At 73.8% G+C, this 20119-nt stretch carries 16 protein-coding genes; 11 read left to right on the top strand and 5 right to left on the bottom strand.

Annotated elements, in window-relative coordinates; translation table 11 throughout:
* Positions 1-32: 32 nt before the first annotated feature.
* The 6 genes from mptB (at position 33) to BM051_RS21465 (ending at position 6659) form a co-directional block, all read left to right on the top strand.
* Positions 33-1616 carry a polyprenol phosphomannose-dependent alpha 1,6 mannosyltransferase MptB gene (mptB, locus tag BM051_RS21440; protein ID WP_092533815.1) on the top strand — a complete coding sequence of 528 codons (1584 nt, stop codon included), beginning with the start codon at positions 33-35 and terminating at the stop codon, positions 1614-1616.
* 114 nt (positions 1617-1730) lie between these two features.
* Positions 1731-2657, top strand: coding sequence for an ABC transporter ATP-binding protein (locus BM051_RS21445; RefSeq protein ID WP_092533376.1), 927 nt, complete (start codon positions 1731-1733; stop codon positions 2655-2657).
* A gap of 71 nt (positions 2658-2728) precedes the next feature.
* Entirely contained in the window at positions 2729-3454 is a 726-nt protein-coding gene (locus tag BM051_RS21450) for an ABC transporter permease (RefSeq protein WP_092533818.1), read from the top strand.
* A 20-nt stretch (positions 3455-3474) separates the two neighbouring features.
* Complete coding sequence (locus tag BM051_RS21455) at positions 3475-4446, top strand: COX15/CtaA family protein (RefSeq protein WP_092533379.1); 972 nt, start codon at positions 3475-3477, stop codon at positions 4444-4446.
* 205 nt (positions 4447-4651) lie between these two features.
* Positions 4652-5602, top strand: a complete 951-nt coding sequence (locus BM051_RS21460; RefSeq protein ID WP_092533382.1) for an acyl-CoA desaturase — start codon at positions 4652-4654, stop codon at positions 5600-5602.
* Between the two features lie 85 nt (positions 5603-5687).
* On the top strand, positions 5688-6659 hold the full coding sequence (locus tag BM051_RS21465) for a helix-turn-helix transcriptional regulator (protein ID WP_092533385.1): 972 nt from the start codon (positions 5688-5690) through the stop codon (positions 6657-6659).
* A gap of 113 nt (positions 6660-6772) precedes the next feature.
* Here the strand turns inward: BM051_RS21465 and BM051_RS21470 are convergent, their stop codons facing one another.
* Positions 6773-7660 carry an ATP-grasp domain-containing protein gene (locus BM051_RS21470; RefSeq protein ID WP_092533388.1) on the bottom strand — a complete coding sequence of 296 codons (888 nt, stop codon included), beginning with the start codon at positions 7658-7660 and terminating at the stop codon, positions 6773-6775.
* An 11-nt stretch (positions 7661-7671) separates the two neighbouring features.
* A complete protein-coding gene (locus BM051_RS21475; RefSeq protein ID WP_092533821.1) occupies positions 7672-7989 on the bottom strand; it encodes a hypothetical protein in 318 nt (105 codons plus the stop codon).
* A gap of 105 nt (positions 7990-8094) precedes the next feature.
* Here BM051_RS21475 and BM051_RS21480 point away from each other — a divergent pair, with 105 nt between their 5' ends.
* Positions 8095-9066 (top strand): quinone oxidoreductase family protein, encoded by a 972-nt coding sequence (locus tag BM051_RS21480; protein ID WP_092533391.1) that lies wholly within the window; start codon positions 8095-8097, stop codon positions 9064-9066.
* Positions 9067-9222: 156 nt separating this feature from the next.
* Here the strand turns inward: BM051_RS21480 and BM051_RS21485 are convergent, their stop codons facing one another.
* The 3 genes from BM051_RS21485 to BM051_RS21495 form a co-directional block, all read right to left on the bottom strand.
* Positions 9223-9822, bottom strand: coding sequence for an FKBP-type peptidyl-prolyl cis-trans isomerase (locus BM051_RS21485; protein ID WP_092533394.1), 600 nt, complete (start codon positions 9820-9822; stop codon positions 9223-9225).
* 67 nt (positions 9823-9889) lie between these two features.
* Complete coding sequence (locus BM051_RS21490) at positions 9890-12247, bottom strand: ATP-binding domain-containing protein (RefSeq protein WP_092533397.1); 2358 nt, start codon at positions 12245-12247, stop codon at positions 9890-9892.
* 103 nt (positions 12248-12350) lie between these two features.
* Positions 12351-13316 carry a heme o synthase gene (locus BM051_RS21495; RefSeq protein ID WP_092533400.1) on the bottom strand — a complete coding sequence of 322 codons (966 nt, stop codon included), beginning with the start codon at positions 13314-13316 and terminating at the stop codon, positions 12351-12353.
* A 354-nt stretch (positions 13317-13670) separates the two neighbouring features.
* On the opposite strand from BM051_RS21495, the gene tkt reads away from it, so the two are divergent.
* The 4 genes from tkt to zwf are packed head-to-tail and all read left to right on the top strand — an operon-like array spanning position 13671 to position 20107.
* A complete protein-coding gene (tkt, locus tag BM051_RS21500) occupies positions 13671-15791 on the top strand; it encodes a transketolase (protein ID WP_092533403.1) in 2121 nt (706 codons plus the stop codon).
* A 21-nt stretch (positions 15792-15812) separates the two neighbouring features.
* Complete coding sequence (gene tal, locus BM051_RS21505) at positions 15813-16928, top strand: transaldolase (protein WP_092533406.1); 1116 nt, start codon at positions 15813-15815, stop codon at positions 16926-16928.
* Positions 16929-16931: 3 nt separating this feature from the next.
* Entirely contained in the window at positions 16932-18578 is a 1647-nt protein-coding gene (locus BM051_RS21510; RefSeq protein WP_424923301.1) for a glucose-6-phosphate isomerase, read from the top strand.
* Positions 18575-20107, top strand: coding sequence for a glucose-6-phosphate dehydrogenase (gene zwf / locus BM051_RS21515; protein WP_092533409.1), 1533 nt, complete (start codon positions 18575-18577; stop codon positions 20105-20107). Before BM051_RS21510 ends, zwf begins: the two co-directional genes overlap by 4 nt.
* Positions 20108-20119: the final 12 nt, after the last annotated feature.

Here is a 20119-nt window from a genome sequence, read left to right on the forward strand (position 1 = left end):
GGCAGCCGGGCGCGACCGGCGACACCGTTCTCATGGCCGACAGGTCCCCGGTGCGGCCACGCCCCGCGGCGCCGCTGACCGGACAGGAGCGGCACGCCTTCACCGTGGTGCGACTGTTCGGCACGGTCGGCGCGCTCTTCCTCGCGTTCGGCTCGCTCGGCGCGGGCGCGGCGCCGGTCCGCAACCCGGTGCTCGAGCTACCGGTGCTGCGGCTGTTCGCCCGCATCCCGACCGTCTCGCTGGCCGTCGCGCTGACCGGGATGGCGATGATGGTCATCGGCTGGCTGCTGCTGGGCCGGTTCGCCCGGCCCGGCCGCGAACGGATGGCCGGCCGCGGCGACCTCTACCGCACGCTCGTGGTGTGGGCGGCGCCACTGGCGGTGATCCCCCCGCTGTTCTCCCGTGACGTCTACAGCTACCTCGCGCAGAGCGAGATCGTGCACCGCGGGATGGACCCGTACGCGCTCGGCCCGGCCGAGGCACTCGGCATCGCCGACCCGCTCACCAGCGGCGTGTCCAACATCTGGAAGGAGACACCGGCGCCGTACGGTCCGCTCTTCCTCACCGTCGGCAGCTGGATCTCCGCGGTGACCGGCACCAACATCACCGGCGGGGTGCTGCTGCAGCGCGCGGTGGCGCTGGTCGGGTTGGTGCTCATCGTGTGGGCACTGCCCCGGCTGGCCGCCCGGTTCGGGGTGCAGCCGACCACCGCGCTGTGGCTGGGCGCGGCGAACCCGCTGGTGCTGTTCCACCTGGTCGCCGGCGCGCACAACGAGGCGCTCGGCATCGGGCTGATGATGGCCGGCCTCGAGTTGGGGATCCGCCGGCTACCGGTGCGGGTCAAGGGCGACAGCCCACCCCCGCTGGCCCGGGGAGAGATCCCGTTCATCGTGCTCGGCGCCACGGTGATCACCCTGGGCGCGATGGTCAAGATCCACGCGATCGTGGCGCTCGGCTTCTTCGGCGTGATGATCGCTCGCCGCTGGCACGGCCGGCTGGTCGACCTGCTCCGCGCGGGCGCGCTGATGGCGGCGGTGTTCGTGGTGGTGACCGTCGCCGTCTGTGTCGGCACCGGGCTCGGCTTCGGTTGGATCGGCGCGCTCGGCACCCCCGGCGCGGTGTGGAGCCTGCTCTCCCCGGTCAGCGAGCTCGCGCAGCTCGGCGGGGTCCTCGGCATCGCGCTGGGCCTCGGCAACCACACCGCGTCGCTGATCGCGATCCTCGGCCTGCTCGGCTACGGGGTGGCCGCCGCCATCACCGTGAAGTTCCTGTGGGACAGCTTCCGCTGGCGCTACCGGCCGATGATCGGGCTCGGCGTGTCGCTGGGCGCGTTCATGATGCTGCACGTCTCGATGCAGCCGTGGTGGCTGCTGTGGGCGGTGATCCCGCTCGCCGCGGCGGCCGGCACGTCCCGGTTCCGGGTGGTGGCGACCGCGGTCAGCGCCGTGCTCGCGCTGCTCATCTCCCCCACCGGCGGCACTTTCGAGGGCCGGTCCTACGTGGTGGCGCAGGCGCACCTGGCCGCCGCCGTGGTGGTGGTGCTGGCGGTGCTGGTGGTCCACCGGGTCGCGCCGATGGTGTTCCGGCGGGAGCGGCGAGCCCCGATCGGCGGGTAGCACCGCTCGAGCCGGCCCACGCCCTGACGTGCGCGCGCACCTCCCGAGTTCCGTCGCCTCGGCTACCCGACGCCGGAGGCGGGCGCGCCGCGTGACGCCGTACCCTTACCGGTTGTGAGTGCACCCGCCGTCCAGATCACCGGGCTGGTGAAGCGTTTCGGCGGCACCACGGCGGTCGACGGCCTCGACCTCGACCTGCCCCGTGGCACGCTGCTGGCCCTCCTCGGCCCCAACGGCGCGGGCAAGACCACCACCGTCGAGGTGTGCGAGGGATTCCTGCGGCCGGACACCGGCACCGTGCGCGTCCTCGGGCTCGACCCGGCGCGGGACGGCGCCGCGCTGCGCCCGCGGATCGGGGTGATGCCGCAGGGCGGCGGGGCCTACCCCGGGGTGCGCGCCGACGAGATGCTCGGGCTGGTGGCCGCCTGCGCCGCCCGGCCGCTGGACCCGGCGTGGCTGCTCGACGTGCTCGGCCTCGGCCCGGTACGACGCACCCCGTTCAAACGGCTCTCCGGCGGCCAGCAGCAGCGACTGTCCCTGGCCTGCGCGCTGGTCGGCCGGCCCGAGCTGGTGTTCCTCGACGAGCCCACCGCCGGCATGGACCCGCAGGCCCGCCGGCTGGTCTGGGAGCTGCTCGGGGCGCTGCGCGCGGACGGGGTGAGCGTGCTGCTCACCACCCACCGGATGGAGGAGGCCGAGGCGCTGGCCGACACCGTGGTGATCGTCGACCACGGCCGGGTCGTCGCGCAGGGCTCGCCGCACGCCCTGACCGCCGAGCGGGCCGAGGCCGCGCAGCTCCGCTTCCGCGCCCGGCCCGGGCTGGACATCGAGCTGCTCTCCGCCGCGCTGCCCGAGGGCTACCTGGTCCGCGAGTCCTCCCCCGGCGCCTACCGGGTCGAGGGGCTGGTGGACCCGCAGGTCGTGTCGACGGTCACCGCGTGGTGCGCCCAGCACGGGGTGCTGGCCGAGGAGCTGCACGTCGGCCGGCGAGACCTGGAGGAGGTCTTCCTGGAGCTGACCGGACGGGAGCCGCGCCCGTGACCGCCGAGACCGGGTCCCGGTTCGCGTCGGGCACCTTCACCCCCGCGCCCGGCCGCGGTCGGCTGGGGCACATGCTGCTCACCCACGCGCGGGTGGAGACGGCGTTGACCCTGCGGCACGGCGAGCAGGTGCTGCTCACCCTGCTGATCCCGCTGGCACTGCTGGTCGGGCTCACCCTGCTGGACGTCCTGCCGCTCGGCGCGCCGGACGGCGCGGCGCGGGTGGACTGGGTGGCGCCGCGCATCCTGGCCCTCGCGGTGATGTCGTCGGCGTTCACCGGGCAGGCCATCGCGCTGGGCTTCGACCGGCGCTACGGCGTGCTCAAGCGGCTGGCGGCCACCGCGCTGCCGCGCTGGCTGCTGGTCGCCGGTCGGCTGCTGGCCGCGCTGGTGGTGGTCGTGCTGCAGGTGGCCGTGCTCGGCGGGGTGGCCGCGCTGCTCGGCTGGTCGCCGTCGGCGTCGGGGTTGCTCGCCGGCGCGGTGCTGCTGGTGGTCGGGACGCTGGCGTTCGGCGCGCTGGGTGTGCTGCTCGGCGGGGCGCTGCGGGCCGAGGCGGTGCTGGCGCTGGCGAACATCGTCTGGTTCGTGCTGCTGCTCGCCGGCGGCATCCTGCTCGCCCCGGCGGCGCTGCCCGGGGTGGTCGGCGACCTCGTGCGGCTGCTGCCGTCCGGCGCGCTGGCCGAGGGCCTGCGGGCCGCGCTGACCGACGGGGCGTTCACCCCGGCGCCGGTGCTGGTGCTGCTGGCCTGGGCGGTCGCGGCCGGTGCGCTGGCCACCCGGACGACACGGCTGGCCTAGCCGCTCATTACCATCGATTCGTGCAGATATCCCGGCTGATCGCGCGCCTGCCCTACCCGTCCGCGACGCTCCAGCGGGGCGCGGCGATCGCCGCGATCATCGCCCAGGGCGGCATCGGTGTCACCGGGTCGATCGTCCGGGTCACCGGCTCCGGGCTGGCCTGCCCCACCTGGCCGCAGTGCTTCGAGGGCAGCATGTTCCCCGTCCAGCATCCCGAGTACGCGGCGCTGAACACCTGGATCGAGTTCGGCAACCGGATGCTCACCGGGGTCGTCGTGCTGGTGGCGGCGTTGTGTGTGGTGGTGGCGTGGCGGGTGTGGCTGGACCACCCGGAGCGGAAGCGGCTGCTCGCGCTGGCGTGGACGATGCCGGCCGGGGTGGTCGCGCAGGCCGTGATCGGCGGGCTGACCGTGCTCACCGGGCTGCTCTGGTGGACCGTCGCGATCCACTTCCTGGCCTCCACGGTGCTGGTGTGGTTGGCGACGGTGCTGCTGCACGCGTTCGGCGAGGGCGACACGCCGCCGCGTTGGCGGGTGCCGCCGGTGGGGCGGGGCCTGCTGGTGGCGCTGGTGGTCGCGCTGGCCGGGACGCTGGTGGCCGGCACCACGGTGACCGGTGCCGGGCCGCACGGCGGCGACTCGGACGTGCCGCGGTTGCAGGCTCCGATCGAGACACTGGTGCAGGTGCACGCCGCGATGCTGGTGACGTACCTGGTGGTGCTGGCGGTGTTCGGGCTGCAGCTGCTCAGGGTGGGCGCCGACCGCCGGCTGTGGCGGCGCTACGGGGTGACCTGGGCGGTCGCGCTGGCGCAGGGTGGCCTCGGGTCGCTGCAGCACGCGCTCGGAGTGCCGGAGGAGCTGGTGTCGCTGCACGTGCTCGGCGCGATGGCGGTGATCGTCACGACCGCCACGCTCTGGTGCGCCGCCCGCGACCGTGGCCCCGCGGTCGGCCACTCCCCCGCCACGGAGCCCGCGCTGGCGATCACCCGGTGAGCCGGACACCGCGGATTTCCTCGTCACCCCCAGCCCCGACGTGGTGTGGCGGAGTCCGCTCGCTGTTTCCTCGGCGTCACCTCCGGGCGGTCCGCCGGTCACGGTGCGCCGCTAGGCTGGCCGGGGTCGAGCCGCGATTCATCCGGTTCGTCCCCGCTGTCCACTAACGAGCCCCTCCCCTACGAAATCGAGGTCGCACCACGTCATGAGCAGCGCACCAGCCCCGTCCGCCGAGCGGGCGGCTTCCAAACCGATCGTCTCCGGCCAGCGCAGCACCGTCGAGATGGTCGTCCTCAAGGCGTTCCTGCTCATCCCGTTCCTGGCGCTGGTCGCGGCCGTGCCGTTCGCCTGGGGGTGGGGGCTCAACTGGGTGGACGTCGGACTGGCCGTGGCCTTCTACACGCTGGCCACGCTCGGCGTCACCGTCGGCTATCACCGGTACTTCACCCACGGCGCGTTCAAGACGAACCGCCCGCTGCGGATCGCGCTGGCCATCGCCGGCAGCATGGCGGTGCAGGGGTCGGTGATCTTCTGGGTGGCCAGCCACCGGCGGCACCACGCCTTCGCCGACCGGGAGGGTGACCCGCACTCGCCGTGGCTGTTCGGCACCTCGCCGACGGCGCTGCTGCGGGGGTTCTGGCACGCGCACATGGGCTGGATGTTCCAGCGTGAGGTGACCAACTACGAGCGGTTCGCACCAGACCTGGTGGGCGACCCCGATCTGCGGGTGGTGAACCGGCTGTTCTGGCTGTGGATCACGTTGAGCCTCGCGCTGCCGGCGGCACTGGGCGGCCTGCTCACCTGGTCGTGGTGGGGTGCGGTGACCGCGTTCTTCTGGGCCGGACTGGTGCGGATCGCCTTCCTGCACCACGTGACGTGGTCGGTGAACTCGGTGTGCCACATGGTCGGGTCGCGGCCGTTCACCAGTCGGGACAAGGCGGCGAACTTCTGGCCGCTGGCGATCCTGTCGATGGGCGAGTCGTGGCACAACTCGCACCACGCGGACCCGACCTGCGCCCGGCACGGCGTGCTGCGCGGGCAGGTGGACATCTCCGCGCGGCTGATCTGGATCTTCGAGAAGCTCGGCTGGGCCCACGACGTCCGCTGGCCCCGCCCGGAGCGCCTCGCCGCCAAGCTCGTCAAGCGCCCCGCGTAGGGACCCGTCCGGGCCTGGCTGGTGCGTGCCCGGTAGGGCCTGTCGAGGACGGAAACTGTCCGCCATCGCTGCCACACTGAGTAGCGTGAAGACGACCTCCGCGCGGCTGCTGACGTTGCTCGGCCTGCTGCAGAGTCGCCGCGAGTGGCCGGGGTCCGAGTTGGCCGAGCGGCTCGGGGTGAGTACCCGGACCGTGCGGCGGGACGTCGACACGCTGCGGGCACTCGACTATCCGGTCGAGGTGGCACTGGGACCGGCCGGCGGGTACCGGCTCGGGGCCGGTGCGACGCTACCGCCGCTGCTGCTGGACGACGAGGAGGCCGTGGCCGTCGCGGTGGGCCTGCGCACCGCCGCCGGCAGCGGGGTCGGCGGCGTCGGGGAGACGGCGCCGCGGGCGCTGGCGAAGCTGGAGCGGATGCTGCCGGACCGGCTGCGCCGCCGGATCGGCGCCCTCCAGGTGTCCACCGTGGACGTCCCGGGACGGCCGGTGGTGGACGCCGCCGAGTTGGCCGCGGTGGCCGCCGCCTGCCGCGACCGCGAGTGCCTGCGGTTCGACTACCGGGACCGCGCCGGTCGGGAGCAGCGGCGGGAGGCCGAGCCGCACGAGCTGGTCGCCTGGGGCGGGCGATGGTACCTGGTGGCGTGGGACCGCGGGCGGGAGGGCTGGCGGACGTTCCGGGTGGACCGGATGCGCTGCCGGACGCCGACCGGGCCGCGGTTCCCGCCGCGCCCGGTGCCGGGCGGGAACCCGGCGGCGTTCGTCACCGCGAGCGTGGCCAGGGCGTGGCCGCACACGGCGACGGTGGTGCTGGCGGTGCCCGCGGAGTCGGAGGTCGCGCGGGCCGCGGCGACCTACGGGCGGATCGAGCCGGTGGACGCCGACCACTGCCGGCTGCGGCTCGGCGCGGACTCCCCGCACGCGTTGGTGTTCCTGCTCGGCGGGCTGGAGGTCGACTTCGTGCTGGAGGACCCGCCGGAGCTGGCCGAGCGGCTCCGGCGGCAGGCCGACCGGCTCCGCCGCGCCGCGGCTCCCCCGGGCCGGTTCGCCCGGCGCTAGCCGGACTCCGTTCCCTGACGGCAACCCACCACACCACAGCGGCCGCGCGTCGTCCACCGCTACACGCGCGAACCCGTCCTACCCATCGGAGAGTGTGACGGACCGTTCGGCGGCTATCCGGCGAGCTGGCGGCGGACGGCCGAGGCGAACCGGAGCGGGGCGGCGGGGTCGGCGTAGCGAAAGCCGAGTGAGGGCTCGGTGAGCTCTAGCTCCAGCAGCAGCGGCGCGCCGTCCACGCCGCGGAGCAGGTCCACCCGCGCGTACAGCAGCTCGCCGCGCGGCACGCCCAGCACGCCCGCCGCCGCGTCCAGCACGTCCTCCGCCACCCTGCGGAACGCCGGCTCCGGCTCGGCCACCCCGAGCCGCTCCGACACGTACAGCCCCGATCCGTCCAGATCGGACCCGGTGAGCATCGCGCCCTTGGTGAACGCGTGCGAGTAGATCCCGCCGAAGAACACCAGCGCCGTCTCGCCTTCGGCATCCACATGCGACTGGTAGGGCTGCACCAGCACGGTGTGCCCGGCACCGTGCAGGGTGGCCAGGTGCCGCTCGGCCTCGTCCCGCGCCCCCGGCACGAACCGGGCCGCCCCGATCGAGCCGACCCCCACCGCCGGCTTCAGCACGAACTCGACGTCCGGCCACGCCGGCGTGACACCCGGCGCCACCAGCTCGGTCGGCACGGCCGGCACCCCGGCCGCGGCCAGCTCGGGCAGGTACGCCTTGTCGGTGTTCCACCGGACCACCCGCGCCGGATTGCGCAGCCCCGGCGCCCGGTCGCACCACGCGAGGAACTCGTCCCGCCGGTCGGTGTAGTCCCAGGTGGAGCGCACGATCACCAGATCGGCGGCGGCGAAGTCGACGCCGGGGTCGTCCCAGGGCGCCCACCGCGCGGACACGCCCACCTCGGCCAGCGCGTCCGGCAGCGCCCGCTCGTCGCCGTCACCCTCGGGCAGCTTGGCGCAGCTGGCCAGCACGACCTCGCTCACCGGCACTGGGCTCATCGGCGCTGGGCTCATCGGTGCAGTGGCGAGCCGGCCATCCGCCGCCGGTGCTCGGGCCCGATCGCGGTGGAGTTCACCGTCTCGGCGTCCCACTCGGCGGGCTCCAGGTCGGGCACGGCCGCGACGAGCGCCTCGCCGGTCGCCACGTCGGGCACGATCACGTCACCCAGCGCGCCGTCGGCGCCGACCAGCACCACCCGCGCGCCGACCCGGCCGATGTACTCCACCACGCCCCGCGCCGGCTTGCCGTGCCGCTCGACGAAGCCGCGCGCCGCGTCCAGTTGGGCCTCGGTTGGCTCCGGGGTCGCCTTCTCGGTCTGCTCAGCCACGAGCACGAAGTCTAGAGGCCCAGGGCCCGCGGCGCGGAACATCGTGGCGGTGGCCATAGTTGGCACAGGCGGAAAAGATCACCCCTGCGAGGCGAGGAGGACGGCATGCCCACGGCGGTACAGGTGCGGCGCACCGGCGGGCCCGAGGTGCTCGAGGTCGGCGAGGTCGAGGTCGGGCCGCCGGGCCCCCGGCAGCTCCTGGTGGACGTGGCCGCCGCCGGGGTGAACTACATCGACACCTACCAGCGCGGCGGGATCTACCCGGTGGACCTGCCGTTCGTGCTGGGCCAGGAGGGCGCGGGCACGGTCGCGGCCGTGGGCGCCGAGGTCACCGGGTTCCGGCCCGGTGACCGGGTGGCGTGGCAGGGCGTGCTGGGTGGCTACGCGCGGCGGGCGCTGGTGCCGGCCGACGTGGCCGTGCGGGTCCCGGACGGCGTCGACGACGACACCGCCGCCGCGCTGCTGCTGCAGGGGATGACCGCGCACTACCTGGTGGCGTCCACCCACCCGGTGCGCGAGGGCGACGCGGTCCTGGTGCACGCGGCGGCCGGCGGCGTGGGCCTGCTGCTCACCCAGCTCGCCAAGGCGCGTGGCGCGCGGGTGCTCGGCACGGTGTCGACCGCCGAGAAGGCGGAGCTGGCGCGGGAGGCCGGCGTGGACGAGGTGATCCGGTACGACGAGGTGGACTTCGCCGAGGAGGTGCGCCGGCTGACCGGCGGCGAGGGGGTCGCGGTGGCCTACGACGGCGTCGGCAGGTCCACTGTAGACGGAAGTCTGGCGAGCCTGCGGGTGCGGGGCATGCTGGCGCTGTTCGGGGCCGCCAGCGGCCCGGTGCCGCCGATCGACCCGCAGCGGCTCAACGCGGCCGGCTCGGTGTTCCTGACCCGGCCCAAGCTCGGCGACCACACTCGGACCCGGGAGGAGATCGACTGGCGGGCGGGCGAGCTGTTCGACGCGGTGACCTCCGGCCGGCTGCGGGTGCGGATCGGCGGCACCTACCCGCTGGCCGACGTCCGCCGGGCCCACGAGGACCTGGAGGGCCGGCGCAGCACCGGCAAGCTCCTGCTCAAGCCCTGAGGCCGGCCCGGCACCCGCTCCCGGACGCCCCCACGCCCGCCGCCTGCCGATGCCGGTCGCGGAGGACCATCCCGGCGACGCGAGCGGCAAACACGACGACGCGAACCGCAAACACGCGCGTCGCCCGGGGCGTGCTGCCCCGGGCGACGGGCGTGCTCAGCTGGCGGGGGTGACCTGGACGGCGTCGACGACGAAGACCAACGTCTCGTGCTGCAGCTCGTGTCCCTGCTGGTGGCCGTAACCCTTGTCCGGCGGCACCACGAGCAGGCGGCGGCCGCTCTGCTTGATGCCCACCAGGCCCTCGTCCCAGCCGGCGATGACGTCGCCCTGGCCAAGCACCACCGGGTACGGCTGGTTCCGGTCGAAGGAGTTCTCCAGCATCTGGCCGTTCGACCAGGTGACCAGCGCGTAGTTCATCCGCAGCGTGTCCCCGGGCTCAGCCGCGGGACCGGTGCCCTCGACGAGGTCGCGGGTGAGCAGGGTTTTCGGCGGCGCGCAGTTCTCCGGGATGGTGATCTCCGGCTTCTGCCCGAACTCGCCGGTGACCTGGATGTCGTCGGCCGTGCACTCCGGGCCCTGGTCGCCTGGCGGTGTGGTCACCCGGCCCTCCGGTGGGTGGGCCTGCGCCGGTGCGGACATCGAGGTGGGCGTGGGGTCGACGCCCGGGGGCAGGTCGGACGGCTCCTCGAGGCTGGGCGAGCACGCCGTGCCCACGAGGGCGGCCGCCGCGACGAGGGTGATCAAGCCTTTGCGCATGGCGACACCTTATCCGGGCATCTCCGTGCGACCCGGGCACACCCGGGGACCGCGGGGCCACCGCGGCTCACCGGACGGGCTCCCCCGGCAGTTCGGCCGCCCCCGACAGTGCCGGCAGGGGCGGGCCGGTGTGCACGAGCCCCAGCCGCTGGGTGGCGCGGGTGAGCGCCACGTACAGGTCGTTGTACCCGCGCGGCGAGGCGGCCACGATCTCCTCCGGCGCGACCACCACTACCGCGTCGAACTCCAGCCCCTTGGCCTGGTTTACGGTGAGCACCGACACCCGGTCCGGCGAACCCGACGTCGTGGCCGTGGTGTGCACGGCCGACGACAACGCCGGCCGCAGCGCCGCCGGGCACAGCACGGCCACCGTCCCGCCGTCCGCCGCGGCCAACTCGTCGTCCACGATGGATCCGATGCGGTCGGGCAGCTCGGCGGGGTCGACGCCGCGCCGCCACGGCGGCGTCCCGGTCTCCCGCACCGACGTCGGCGCCCGCAGCTCCGGGTTCGCCTCGGCGAGCACCCGCCCGGCCAGCTCCATGATCTCCGCCGGGGTGCGGTAGTTCACGGTCAGCTCGCGCAGCCGCCACCGGTCCCCCACGTACGGCCCGAGCACGTCTCCCCACGCCGACGTCCCGGCGACCGCGCCGGTCTGCGCCACGTCCCCCACCACGGTCATCGACCGGCTGGGGCAGCGTCGCATCAGCAGCCGCCAGTCCATCGCCGACAGCTCCTGCGCCTCGTCGACGATCACGTGCCCGAACGTCCACGTCCGGTCCCGTGCGGCCCGCTGCGCCGCGGTGAGGTCGCCGCGCAGCTGCTGCCGCTCGGCCAGCAGCTCGGCGTCGAGGATGTCGCGCACCCGCACGACCTCCTCGTCGATGATCTCGTCGTCCTGCTCCAGGATGTGCAGCACGCCCTCGGCGTAGGCACGCTCCTCCCGCTGCCTGCGGGCCTGCTCCGCCCTCGCCTCGGTGTCGTCCTCACCGAGCAGCTCGGCCAGCTCGTCCAGCAGCGGCACGTCGGCCGGAGTCCACGCGCCGCCGGCCGAGCGCAGCAGCGCGGCCCGCTCGGACTCGGTGAGCAGGTCACCGGCCGCACTGGCCAGCCGCTCGCCGGAGCCGAACAGATCCGCCAGCACCCGCCGCGGTGTCAGCACCGGCCACAGCTCGTCCAGCGCGGCCCGCACGGCCGGGTCGGCGGCGAGCTCCGCCCGGATCGCCGCGTGGTCGCGCGCGTCGAGCACCTCGCCGTCCGGCGACTCGTTCGCGCTGAGCGGGATCTCCGGGAGCCCGTCGAACACGTCGCTCTCGGTCCGCGCCACCGACTGCGCGGTGAGCGCGTCGAGCACCTGGTCGACGAACACCCGCCGGGCCAGGTTGTGTGGCCGCAGGGTGCGCCGCGCCCGCTCGCGGGCCCGCGCGCAGGTGTCCCGGTCCAGCCGCAGGGTCTCCCCCTCGACGCCGATCTCCAGCGGGGCGCCGGCGTCCGGCATCACCTGGCGGTCGCGCACGGCCGCGGCCAGGACGTCGACCATCACCGCACGACCCTTGACCTCCGCGGCCTCGGGGCTGTCGGTGCCGTCGGCGGTCACGCCGGGGAACAGCGTGCCCATGGTCGCCAGCAGCACGCCGGTCTCGCCGAGCGACGGCAGCACCTGGCCGATGTAGCGGAGGAACGTTCTGGTCGGCCCCACCACGAGCACGCCACGGCTGCTGAGCTGCCGGCGGTGGGTGTAGAGCAGGTAGGCGGCGCGGTGCAGCGCCACCGCGGTCTTGCCGGTGCCCGGCCCGCCCTGCACCACGAGCACGCCGCCGAGGTCGGCGCGGATGACGCGGTCCTGCTCGGCCTGGATGGTGGCGACGATGTCGGACATCTCCCCGGTGCGCCGCCGCTCGAGCGCGGCGAGCAGCGCCGCCTCCCCCGCCAGGCCGAGGTCGTGGCCCTGGTCGGGGGCGGTCAGGTCGAGGATCTCGTCGTCGAGGCCGACCACCGTGCGGCTGAGCGTGCGCAGGTGCCGGCGCCGGCGCACCCCGTCCGGGGACGCCGCGGTGGCCAGGTAGAACGGTCGCGCGGCCGGCGCCCGCCAGTCGAGCAGCAACGGGTCGTAGTCGGCGTCCTCGTCGAACAGCCCGAGCCGGCCGATGTAGTGGGTCTGCCCGTCCTGGGTGTCCAGCCGGCCGAAGCACAGGCCCTGTTCCACGGAGTTGAGCTGGGCCAGCCGCTCGCCGTACATCGTGGCGGAGGCGTCCCGCTCGGCGGCGGCCTGCGGGGTCTCGGCCTGGCCGCGCAGCGCCTCGTCGCGCCGCCGGGCGGTGACCTCGCGCTCGGTGTCGAGCTTGCGGTACAGCAGGTCGAGGTAGGACTGCTCGTGGACGATCTCGGTGGTGGTGTCGGGTTCCCTGGAGTTCCGGGACAGGGACAAGGGCGATCTTCCTCCAGCTCGGGGGGTGGTCGCGACGAACCGCGAGATCCCCAACGACCCGCACCCCGGCGTTTGTTCCCGGACGGGCTCAACCGGGGGGCGATCAGCCGAACGGCAGGCCGAGCACCGGGAGGCCGATGGCCGAGTCGACCGCCAGCGCGCAGAACACCACCATCAGGTACGTGTTCGACCGGTGGAACAGCGCCATCGGCCGGGTGCGCTCGCCGCGCTCGACCGCCGCGCGCAGCCGGTGCGCGTAGAACAGGAACCACCCGCCGGCTACCAGAGCGAACGCCGTGTACAGCCAGCTCGTGGCCGGGGCCAGCAGCAGGGTCCAGCCCACCATCACCCACGAGTAGACGACGATCTGCTTGGCCACGTGCCGCGGGGTGGCCACCACCGGCAGCATCGGCACGCCGGCGCGCTCGTAGTCGTCGCGGTACTTCATCGCCAGCGCCCAGGTGTGCGGCGGGGTCCAGAAGAAGATCACCCCGAACATCACCAGCGCTGGCCACTCGACCGTGCCGGACACGGCGGCCCAGCCGATCACCACCGGCATGCACCCGGCGGCGCCGCCCCACACCACGTTCTGCGGCGTCCGCCGCTTGAGCACCAGCGTGTAGACGAAGATGTAGAACAGGATCGTCGCCACGGCTAGCGCCGCGGACAACAGGTTCACGGTCAGCGCCAGCACGGCGAACGAGGCCACGCCCAGCGCGAGGCCGAAGACCAGCGCGCCGGCCCTCGGCACCGAGTCGCGCACCAGCGGCCGCCGCTTGGTGCGGTTCATCACCTTGTCGATGTCGGCGTCGATCACGCAGTTCAACGCGTTGGCGCTGCCCGCGGCCATGGTCCCGCCGACCAGCGTCGCCAGCACCAGCCACGGCGACGGGATCTCCCGCCCGGCCAGGAACATCGCCGGGATGGTGGTCACCAGCAGCAGTTCGATGACCCGCGGCTTGGCGAGCGCGGCGTAGGCGGCGATGGTGCGGCGCACGCCGCGGCCGCCCGCGGGGTGCACGGGCCCGGCGGAACCGGCGCGGCCGGGGCCGGCGTGCACCAACGACATCTCGCTCCCTGCGTCAGGTTCGGGTCGCGCGGGCGCCGGTGGTGGGGTCCGCTCGGCACTGGAAGGCCGCGCTGTCGCTGATCGTAGTCGTCGGGACCGGCCGCCCGCCCACGGGTCCCCGCGACGGTGTGACCGCTCCCGCCCGCGCCCTCCCGGCCGAAAACCACCGGACCTACTAGGCTGGCGCCAATGGGTCCCGACGTGCGCGAACGGCCCGCTCCGCGCGGGAGACGGGCGGAATCGGGATCGATTAAGTAGATTCTGGTCATGTCTAGCGGGCCCGCGTGTGCGGGTACCCGGTGGACTCCGGCCGGAACGACACCAACGACCGAGCAGACCGGGAGTGCGAGTTCAGTGTCCGACACCGTCTCTACCAGCGAGAACAACCCGCTACTGCGGCGGAACGTGCCCGCCGACTGGACCGAGCTGGACACCAGGGCGGTGGACACCGTGCGCGTGCTGGCCGCCGACGCGGTCGAGCACTGTGGCAGCGGACACCCCGGCACCGCGATGAGCCTCGCGCCGGTGGCCTACTCGCTGTTCCAGCGGATCATGCGGCACGACCCCGCCGACCCCGAGTGGCCCGCCCGCGACCGCTTCGTGCTGTCCGCGGGGCACAGCAGCCTCACCCTCTACATCCAGCTCTTCCTCGCCGGCTACGGGCTGGAGATGGAGGACCTGAAGCAGCTGCGGAAGTGGAACTCGCGCACCCCCGGCCACCCGGAGTACCGGCACACCCCCGGCGTGGAGACCACCACCGGCCCGCTCGGCCAGGGGCTGGCCAACGCGGTGGGCATGGCGATGGCCGCCCGGCGGGAGCGCGGCCTGCTCGACCCGGACGCCGCGCTCGGGGAGAGCCCGTTCGACCACCACGTCTTCGTGATCGCCTCCGACGGTGACATCGAGGAGGGCGTCACCGCCGAGGCGTCCTCGCTGGCCGGCCGGCAACAGCTCGGCAACCTCGTGGTGATCTACGACGACAACAACATCTCCATCGAGGACAACACCGACATCGCGCTGTCCGAGGACACCGCCAAGCGGTACGAGGCCTACGGCTGGCACGTGCAGACCGTCGAGGGTGGCGAGGACGTCGTGGCGTTCGAGGAGGCGATCGCCGCGGCCAGGGCGGAGACCGCCCGTCCGTCGTTCATCCGGCTGCGCACGATCATCGGCTATCCCGCGCCGAACAAGATGAACACCGGCAAGGCGCACGGCGCCGCGCTGGGTGCCGACGAGGTCGCCGCGGTGAAGGAGATCCTCGGCTTCGACCCGGACACGTCCTTCCACATCGACGACGAGGTGCTCGCGCACACCCGGCAGGCGATCGACCGCGGCAAGCGGGCCCGCGCCGCGTGGCAGGAGCAGTACGACCAGTGGGCCGCGGCCAACCCGGAGCGCAAGGAGCTGGCCGACCGGCTGCGCACCCGCACCCTGCCCGAGGGCTGGGCGGGCACCCTGCCGAGCTGGGCGCCGGACGAGAAGGGCGTGGCCACCCGCAAGGCCTCCGGCGAGGTGCTCAACACCATCGGCGACGCGCTGCCCGAGCTGTGGGGCGGCTCGGCCGACCTGGCGGAGAGCAACAACACGATCATCAAGAACTCCGACTCGTTCGGCCCGGAGTCCGCCTCCACCGGGATGTTCACGGCGCACCCCTACGGCCGCAACCTCCACTTCGGAGTCCGCGAGCACGCGATGGGCGCCGTCCTCAACGGCATCGCGCTGCACGGCGGCACCCGCCCCTACGGCGCCACGTTCCTGATCTTCAGCGACTACATGCGCCCCGCGGTGCGGCTGGCCGCGCTGATGAAGGCGCCGGTGATCTACGTCTGGACGCACGACTCGATCGGCCTCGGCGAGGACGGGCCGACGCACCAGCCGATCGAGCAGCTGTCGGCACTGCGCGCCATCCCCGGGCTCAACGTGGTCCGGCCCGCGGACGCCAACGAGACCGCCGCGGCCTGGAAGGCGGTGCTGGAGGACGTCTCCGCCCCGTCCGGGCTGGCGCTGACCCGGCAGAACGTGCCGGTGCTGGAGGGCACCCGGGAGAAGGCGGCCGAGGGCGTGGCCCGCGGCGGCTACGTGCTCGCCGACGCCGAGAGCGGCACCCCGGACGTGGTGATCATCGCCACCGGATCGGAGGTGCAACTGGCCGTGGCCGCCCGGAACACGCTGGCCGCCGAGGGTGTTGCCGCCCGTGTGGTCTCCATGCCGTGTGTCGAGTGGTTCGACGCCCAGAGCGAGGCGTACCGCGAGTCGGTCCTCCCCTCGGGCGTGAAGGCGCGGGTGGCCGTGGAGGCCGGCGTCGCACAGTCCTGGCACCGGTTCGTCGGCGACGCCGGCGAGATCGTGTCGATCGAGCACTTCGGCGCCTCGGCCGACTACCAGACGCTGTTCCGCGAGTTCGGGTTCACCGCCGAGACCGTGACCGACGCCGCGCGCCGGTCGCTCCACACGGTCGGCTCCGGCGCGGCCTGACGACCTGAAAGGGATGATGGGATGAGCACCACCAACCGGCTGGCCCGACTGTCCGAGGCCGGCGTCTCGATCTGGCTCGACGACCTGTCCCGGGAGCGGCTGAACTCCGGCAACCTCGCCGAGCTCATCCGCGACCGGTACGTCGTCGGCGTCACCACGAATCCGACGATCTTCGCCTCCGCGGTGTCCGCGGGGCACGCCTACGACGAGCAGGTTCGCGAGCTCGCCGCGCGCGGCGCCGACGTGCACGCCGCGGTGCGCGAGCTGACCACCGCCGACGTGCGCAACGCCGCCGACGTGTTCCGGGACGTCTACGCGCGGACCAACGGCGTCGACGGGCGGGTGTCCATCGAGGTCGACCCCGGCCTGGCCAAGGACACCGAGCGCACGGTGGCCGAGGCGCAGGACCTGTGGAAGGCGGTGGACCGGCCGAACATCTTCGTGAAGATCCCGGCCACCGAGGAAGGGCTGCCAGCGATCACCAGGACGCTCGCCGAGGGCATCAGCGTGAACGTGACGCTCATCTTCTCCGTCGAGCGCTACCGCGCGGTGATCGACGCGTTCTTCGCCGGCCTGGAGCGGGCCAGGGCCAACGGCCACGATCTCCGCACCATCCAGTCGGTGGCGTCGTTCTTCGTGTCCAGGGTGGACAGCGAGGTGGACAAGCGGCTCGAGGCGATCGGCACCGACGAGGCGCTGGCGCTGCGCGGCGAGGCGGCCATCGCCAACGCCCGGCTCGCCTACGCCGCCTACCAGGAGCTGTTCGACACCGATCGGTGGCGGGCGCTCGCCGACGACGGCGCGCACCCACAGCGTCCGCTGTGGGCGTCCACCGGGGTGAAGAACCCCGAGTACTCCGACACCCGCTACGTCGACCAGCTCGTGGTCGCCGGCACGGTGAACACCATGCCGGAGAAGACGCTGCACGCCGCGGCCGACCACGCCGAGATCGGTGGCGACACGGTCACCGGCACGGCCGACCGGGCGCAGGCGGTGTTCGACCGGCTGGCCGCGGTCGGCGTGGACATCCCCGACGTGTTCGTGACGCTGGAGAACGAGGGCGTGGAGAAGTTCGACAAGTCGTGGACGGAGCTGCTGGACACCGTGTCCGGCCAGCTCGCGCAGGCCGGGAGCTGACGCATGGCGGACGACATGGGGGACGGCAGGGCCATACGCGTCGTGATCGGGGACGCCGAGCTCGGCTCGGGCGCGGCCGCGCTGCTGGACGAGCTGGTCAACGAGAAGGTCGCCAGCCGGCTCGCCGCGCAGGACGCGACGCTGTGGGGCCCGGACGCCGAGGCCGAGGCGTCGATCCGACTGTCCTGGACCACCCTGTACACCACGTCGCGGCCGCTGATCGGGCAGATCGAGAACCTGCGGGCGGAGCTGCGCGCCGAGGGCGTCGACCGGGTGGTGCTCGCCGGGATGGGCGGGTCGTCGCTGGCGCCCGAGGTGATCGCGGCGACCGAGGGCGTGCCGCTCACCGTGCTGGACACCACCGACCCCGGGCAGGTCGCCGACGCGCTGGCCGGTGACCTGCGGCGCACCGTGCTGGTGGTGTCGTCGAAGTCCGGCGGGACGGTGGAGACCGACAGCCACCGGCGGATCTTCGCGAAGGCGTTCGCCGACGCCGGGATCGACGCGGCGCGGCGGATCGTCGTGGTGACCGACCCCGGCTCCCCGCTGGCCGAGCTGGCCGAGGCGGAGGGTTACCGGAAGGTGTTCCTCGCCGACCCGCACGTCGGCGGGCGCTACTCGGCGCTCACCGCGTTCGGGCTGGTGCCGGCCGGCCTCGCCGGGGCCGACGTCGCGCGGCTGCTCGACCAGGCCGCCGCCGCGGCGGACGTGCTGTCCGCCGACGACGCCGACAACCCGGCGCTGACCCTGGCCGCGGCGCTCGGCGCGGCGCACGCCGCCGGCGCGGAGAAGGTGGTGCTGACCAACACCGACGCCGGCGTGCCGGGGACGCTCACCGGGTTCGGCGACTGGGCCGAGCAGCTCATCGCCGAGTCCACCGGCAAGCAGGGCACCGGACTGCTGCCGGTGGTGGTGGAGAAGCCCGACGCGCCCGGCTTCGCCGACGCCGGGTCGGGCGCCACCCCGGTGGCGATCGGCCCGCTGGCGGGCGGGGCCACGGTGGCCACCGGCGGCCCGCTCGGCGGCCAGTTCCTGCTGTGGGAGTACGCGACCGCGGTGGTCGGCCGGCTGCTCGGGATCAACCCGTTCGACCAGCCGGACGTCGAGGCCGCCAAGCGGGCGGCCCGCTCGCTGCTGGACGACCCCGACCAGCTCGGCTCCGGCAGCCCGCCGTCCACTGTGGACGGTCCGGTGGAGATCCACGCCAGCGCGGGCGCGACCGGTGACGGCGGGCTGACCGAGGTCCTGCGCGACTTCCTGGACACCGTGCCCGAGCGCGGGTACGTCGCGGTGCAGGCCTACCTGGACCGGCTCGACGACGCCTCGGCGGCGCTGCTGCGCAGCGAGCTGGCCAGGGTCACCGGCGTGCAGACCACGTTCGGCTGGGGCCCGCGGTTCCTGCACTCCACGGGCCAGTACCACAAGGGCGGCCACCAGAACGGGATCTTCCTGCAGGTCACCGGCGCGCACGAGCGCGACCTCGAGGTGCCGGGCCGCCCGTACACGCTCGGCACGCTGCAGCTGGCCCAGGCGCTCGGCGACGGCGACGTGCTGCGCGAGCACGGCCGGCCGGTGCTGCGGCTGCACCTGACCGACCGGGCCGCCGGGTTGGCCGAGATCATCCGCGCGGTGCAGGATCTGCGGGTATGAGCCGTGCGTGGACCAATCCCCTGCGAGATCCCCGGGACAAGCGGCTGCCGAGAATCGCCGGGCCGTCCAGCCTGGTGATCTTCGGAGTCACCGGTGACCTGTCGCGCAAGAAGCTGATGCCGGCGATCTACGACCTGGCCCACCGCGGGCTGCTGCCGGCCGGCTTCTCCCTGGTCGGGTTCGCCCGGCGGGACTGGGCCGACCAGGACTTCGGCGAGGTGGTGCACGACGCCGTCGCCAAGCACGCCCGCACCCCGTTCCGGGAGTCGGTGTGGAACCGGCTCGCCGAGGGGATCCGGTTCGTGCAGGGCACGTTCGACGACGACGACGCGTTCGACCGGCTCGCCCAGACCGTGCGGGACCTGGACACCGAGCGTGGCACCGGCGGCAACACCGCGTTCTATCTGTCCATCCCGCCGTGGGCGTTCCCCGTGGTGACCAAGCAGCTCGCCCGGTGCGGGCTGGCCGAGTCCGACGGCGACACCTGGCGCCGAGTGGTGATCGAGAAGCCGTTCGGGCACGACCTGGCCAGCGCCAAGGAACTCAACGCGGTGGTCAACGACGTCTTCCCCGAGGAGTCGGTGTTCCGCATCGACCACTACCTCGGCAAGGAGACGGTGCAGAACATCCTGGCGTTGCGGTTCGCCAACCAGCTGTTCGAGCCGATCTGGAACGCCAACATCGTCGACCACGTGCAGATCACCATGGCCGAGGACATCGGCCTCGGTGGCAGGGCCGGCTACTACGAGGGCATCGGCGCGGCGCGTGACGTGATCCAGAACCACCTGTTGCAGCTGCTCGCGCTGACCGCGATGGAGGAGCCGCTGTCGTTCGAGCCGAACGCGCTGCGCGCGGAGAAGGTCAAGGTGCTCGCCGCCACCAGGGCGATCGGGCCGTTCGACGAGACCACCGCGCGCGGGCAGTACACCGGCGGCTGGCAGGGCGGCACGAAGGTGCCCGGGCTGCTGCAGGAGCCGGGGTTCCCGAAGGACTCCACCACGGAGACCTACGCGGCGGTGACGCTGGAGGTGCAGAACCGGCGGTGGGCCGGGGTGCCGTTCTACGTGCGCACCGGCAAGCGGCTGGGCCGGCGGGTCACCGAGGTGGCGGTGGTGTTCAAGCGGGCACCGCACCTGCCGTTCGACTCCACCGCGACCGAGGAGCTGGGGCAGAACGCGCTGGTCATCCGGGTGCAGCCGGACGAGGGCGTGACGCTGCGGTTCGGGTCGAAGGTGCCGGGCACGACGATGGAGGTCCGCGACGTCACCATGGACTTCGGCTACGGCCACGCGTTCACCGAGTCCTCACCCGAGGCGTACGAGCGGCTGATCCTGGACGTGCTGCTCGGCGAGCCGTCGCTGTTCCCCGGCAACGACGAGGTGGAGCTGTCCTGGCGGATCCTCGACCCGGTGCTGGCGCACTGGGCGGCCAACGGCGCCCCGCCCGAGCCGTACGAGCCGGGCTCGTGGGGGCCGCCGTCGGCGGAGCGGCTGGTGGCCCGCACCGGCCGGCACTGGAGGCGGCCGTGACCCCGCACGCAC

Origin of the sequence: Amycolatopsis arida, assembly GCF_900115565.1 — a bacterium.
In the GTDB taxonomy this organism is placed as follows: domain Bacteria; phylum Actinomycetota; class Actinomycetes; order Mycobacteriales; family Pseudonocardiaceae; genus Yuhushiella; species Yuhushiella arida.

Bases quoted from the DNA above. Each gene is read 5' to 3' on its own strand.
- BM051_RS21460 (WP_092533382.1), top strand. From the start codon at position 4,652: ATGAGCAGCGCACCAGCCCCGTCCGCCGAGCGGGCGGCTTCCAAACCG.
- mptB (WP_092533815.1), top strand. From the start codon at position 33: ATGGCCGACAGGTCCCCGGTGCGGCCACGCCCCGCGGCGCCGCTGACC.
- tal (WP_092533406.1), top strand. From the start codon at position 15,813: ATGAGCACCACCAACCGGCTGGCCCGACTGTCCGAGGCCGGCGTCTCG.
- BM051_RS21470 (WP_092533388.1), bottom strand. From the start codon at position 7,660: ATGAGCCCAGTGCCGGTGAGCGAGGTCGTGCTGGCCAGCTGCGCCAAG.
- BM051_RS21485 (WP_092533394.1), bottom strand. From the start codon at position 9,822: ATGCGCAAAGGCTTGATCACCCTCGTCGCGGCGGCCGCCCTCGTGGGC.
- BM051_RS21495 (WP_092533400.1), bottom strand. From the start codon at position 13,316: ATGTCGTTGGTGCACGCCGGCCCCGGCCGCGCCGGTTCCGCCGGGCCC.
- BM051_RS21450 (WP_092533818.1), top strand. From the start codon at position 2,729: ATGCTGCTCACCCACGCGCGGGTGGAGACGGCGTTGACCCTGCGGCAC.
- BM051_RS21510 (WP_424923301.1), top strand. From the start codon at position 16,932: ATGGCGGACGACATGGGGGACGGCAGGGCCATACGCGTCGTGATCGGG.
- BM051_RS21480 (WP_092533391.1), top strand. From the start codon at position 8,095: ATGCCCACGGCGGTACAGGTGCGGCGCACCGGCGGGCCCGAGGTGCTC.
- zwf (WP_092533409.1), top strand. From the start codon at position 18,575: ATGAGCCGTGCGTGGACCAATCCCCTGCGAGATCCCCGGGACAAGCGG.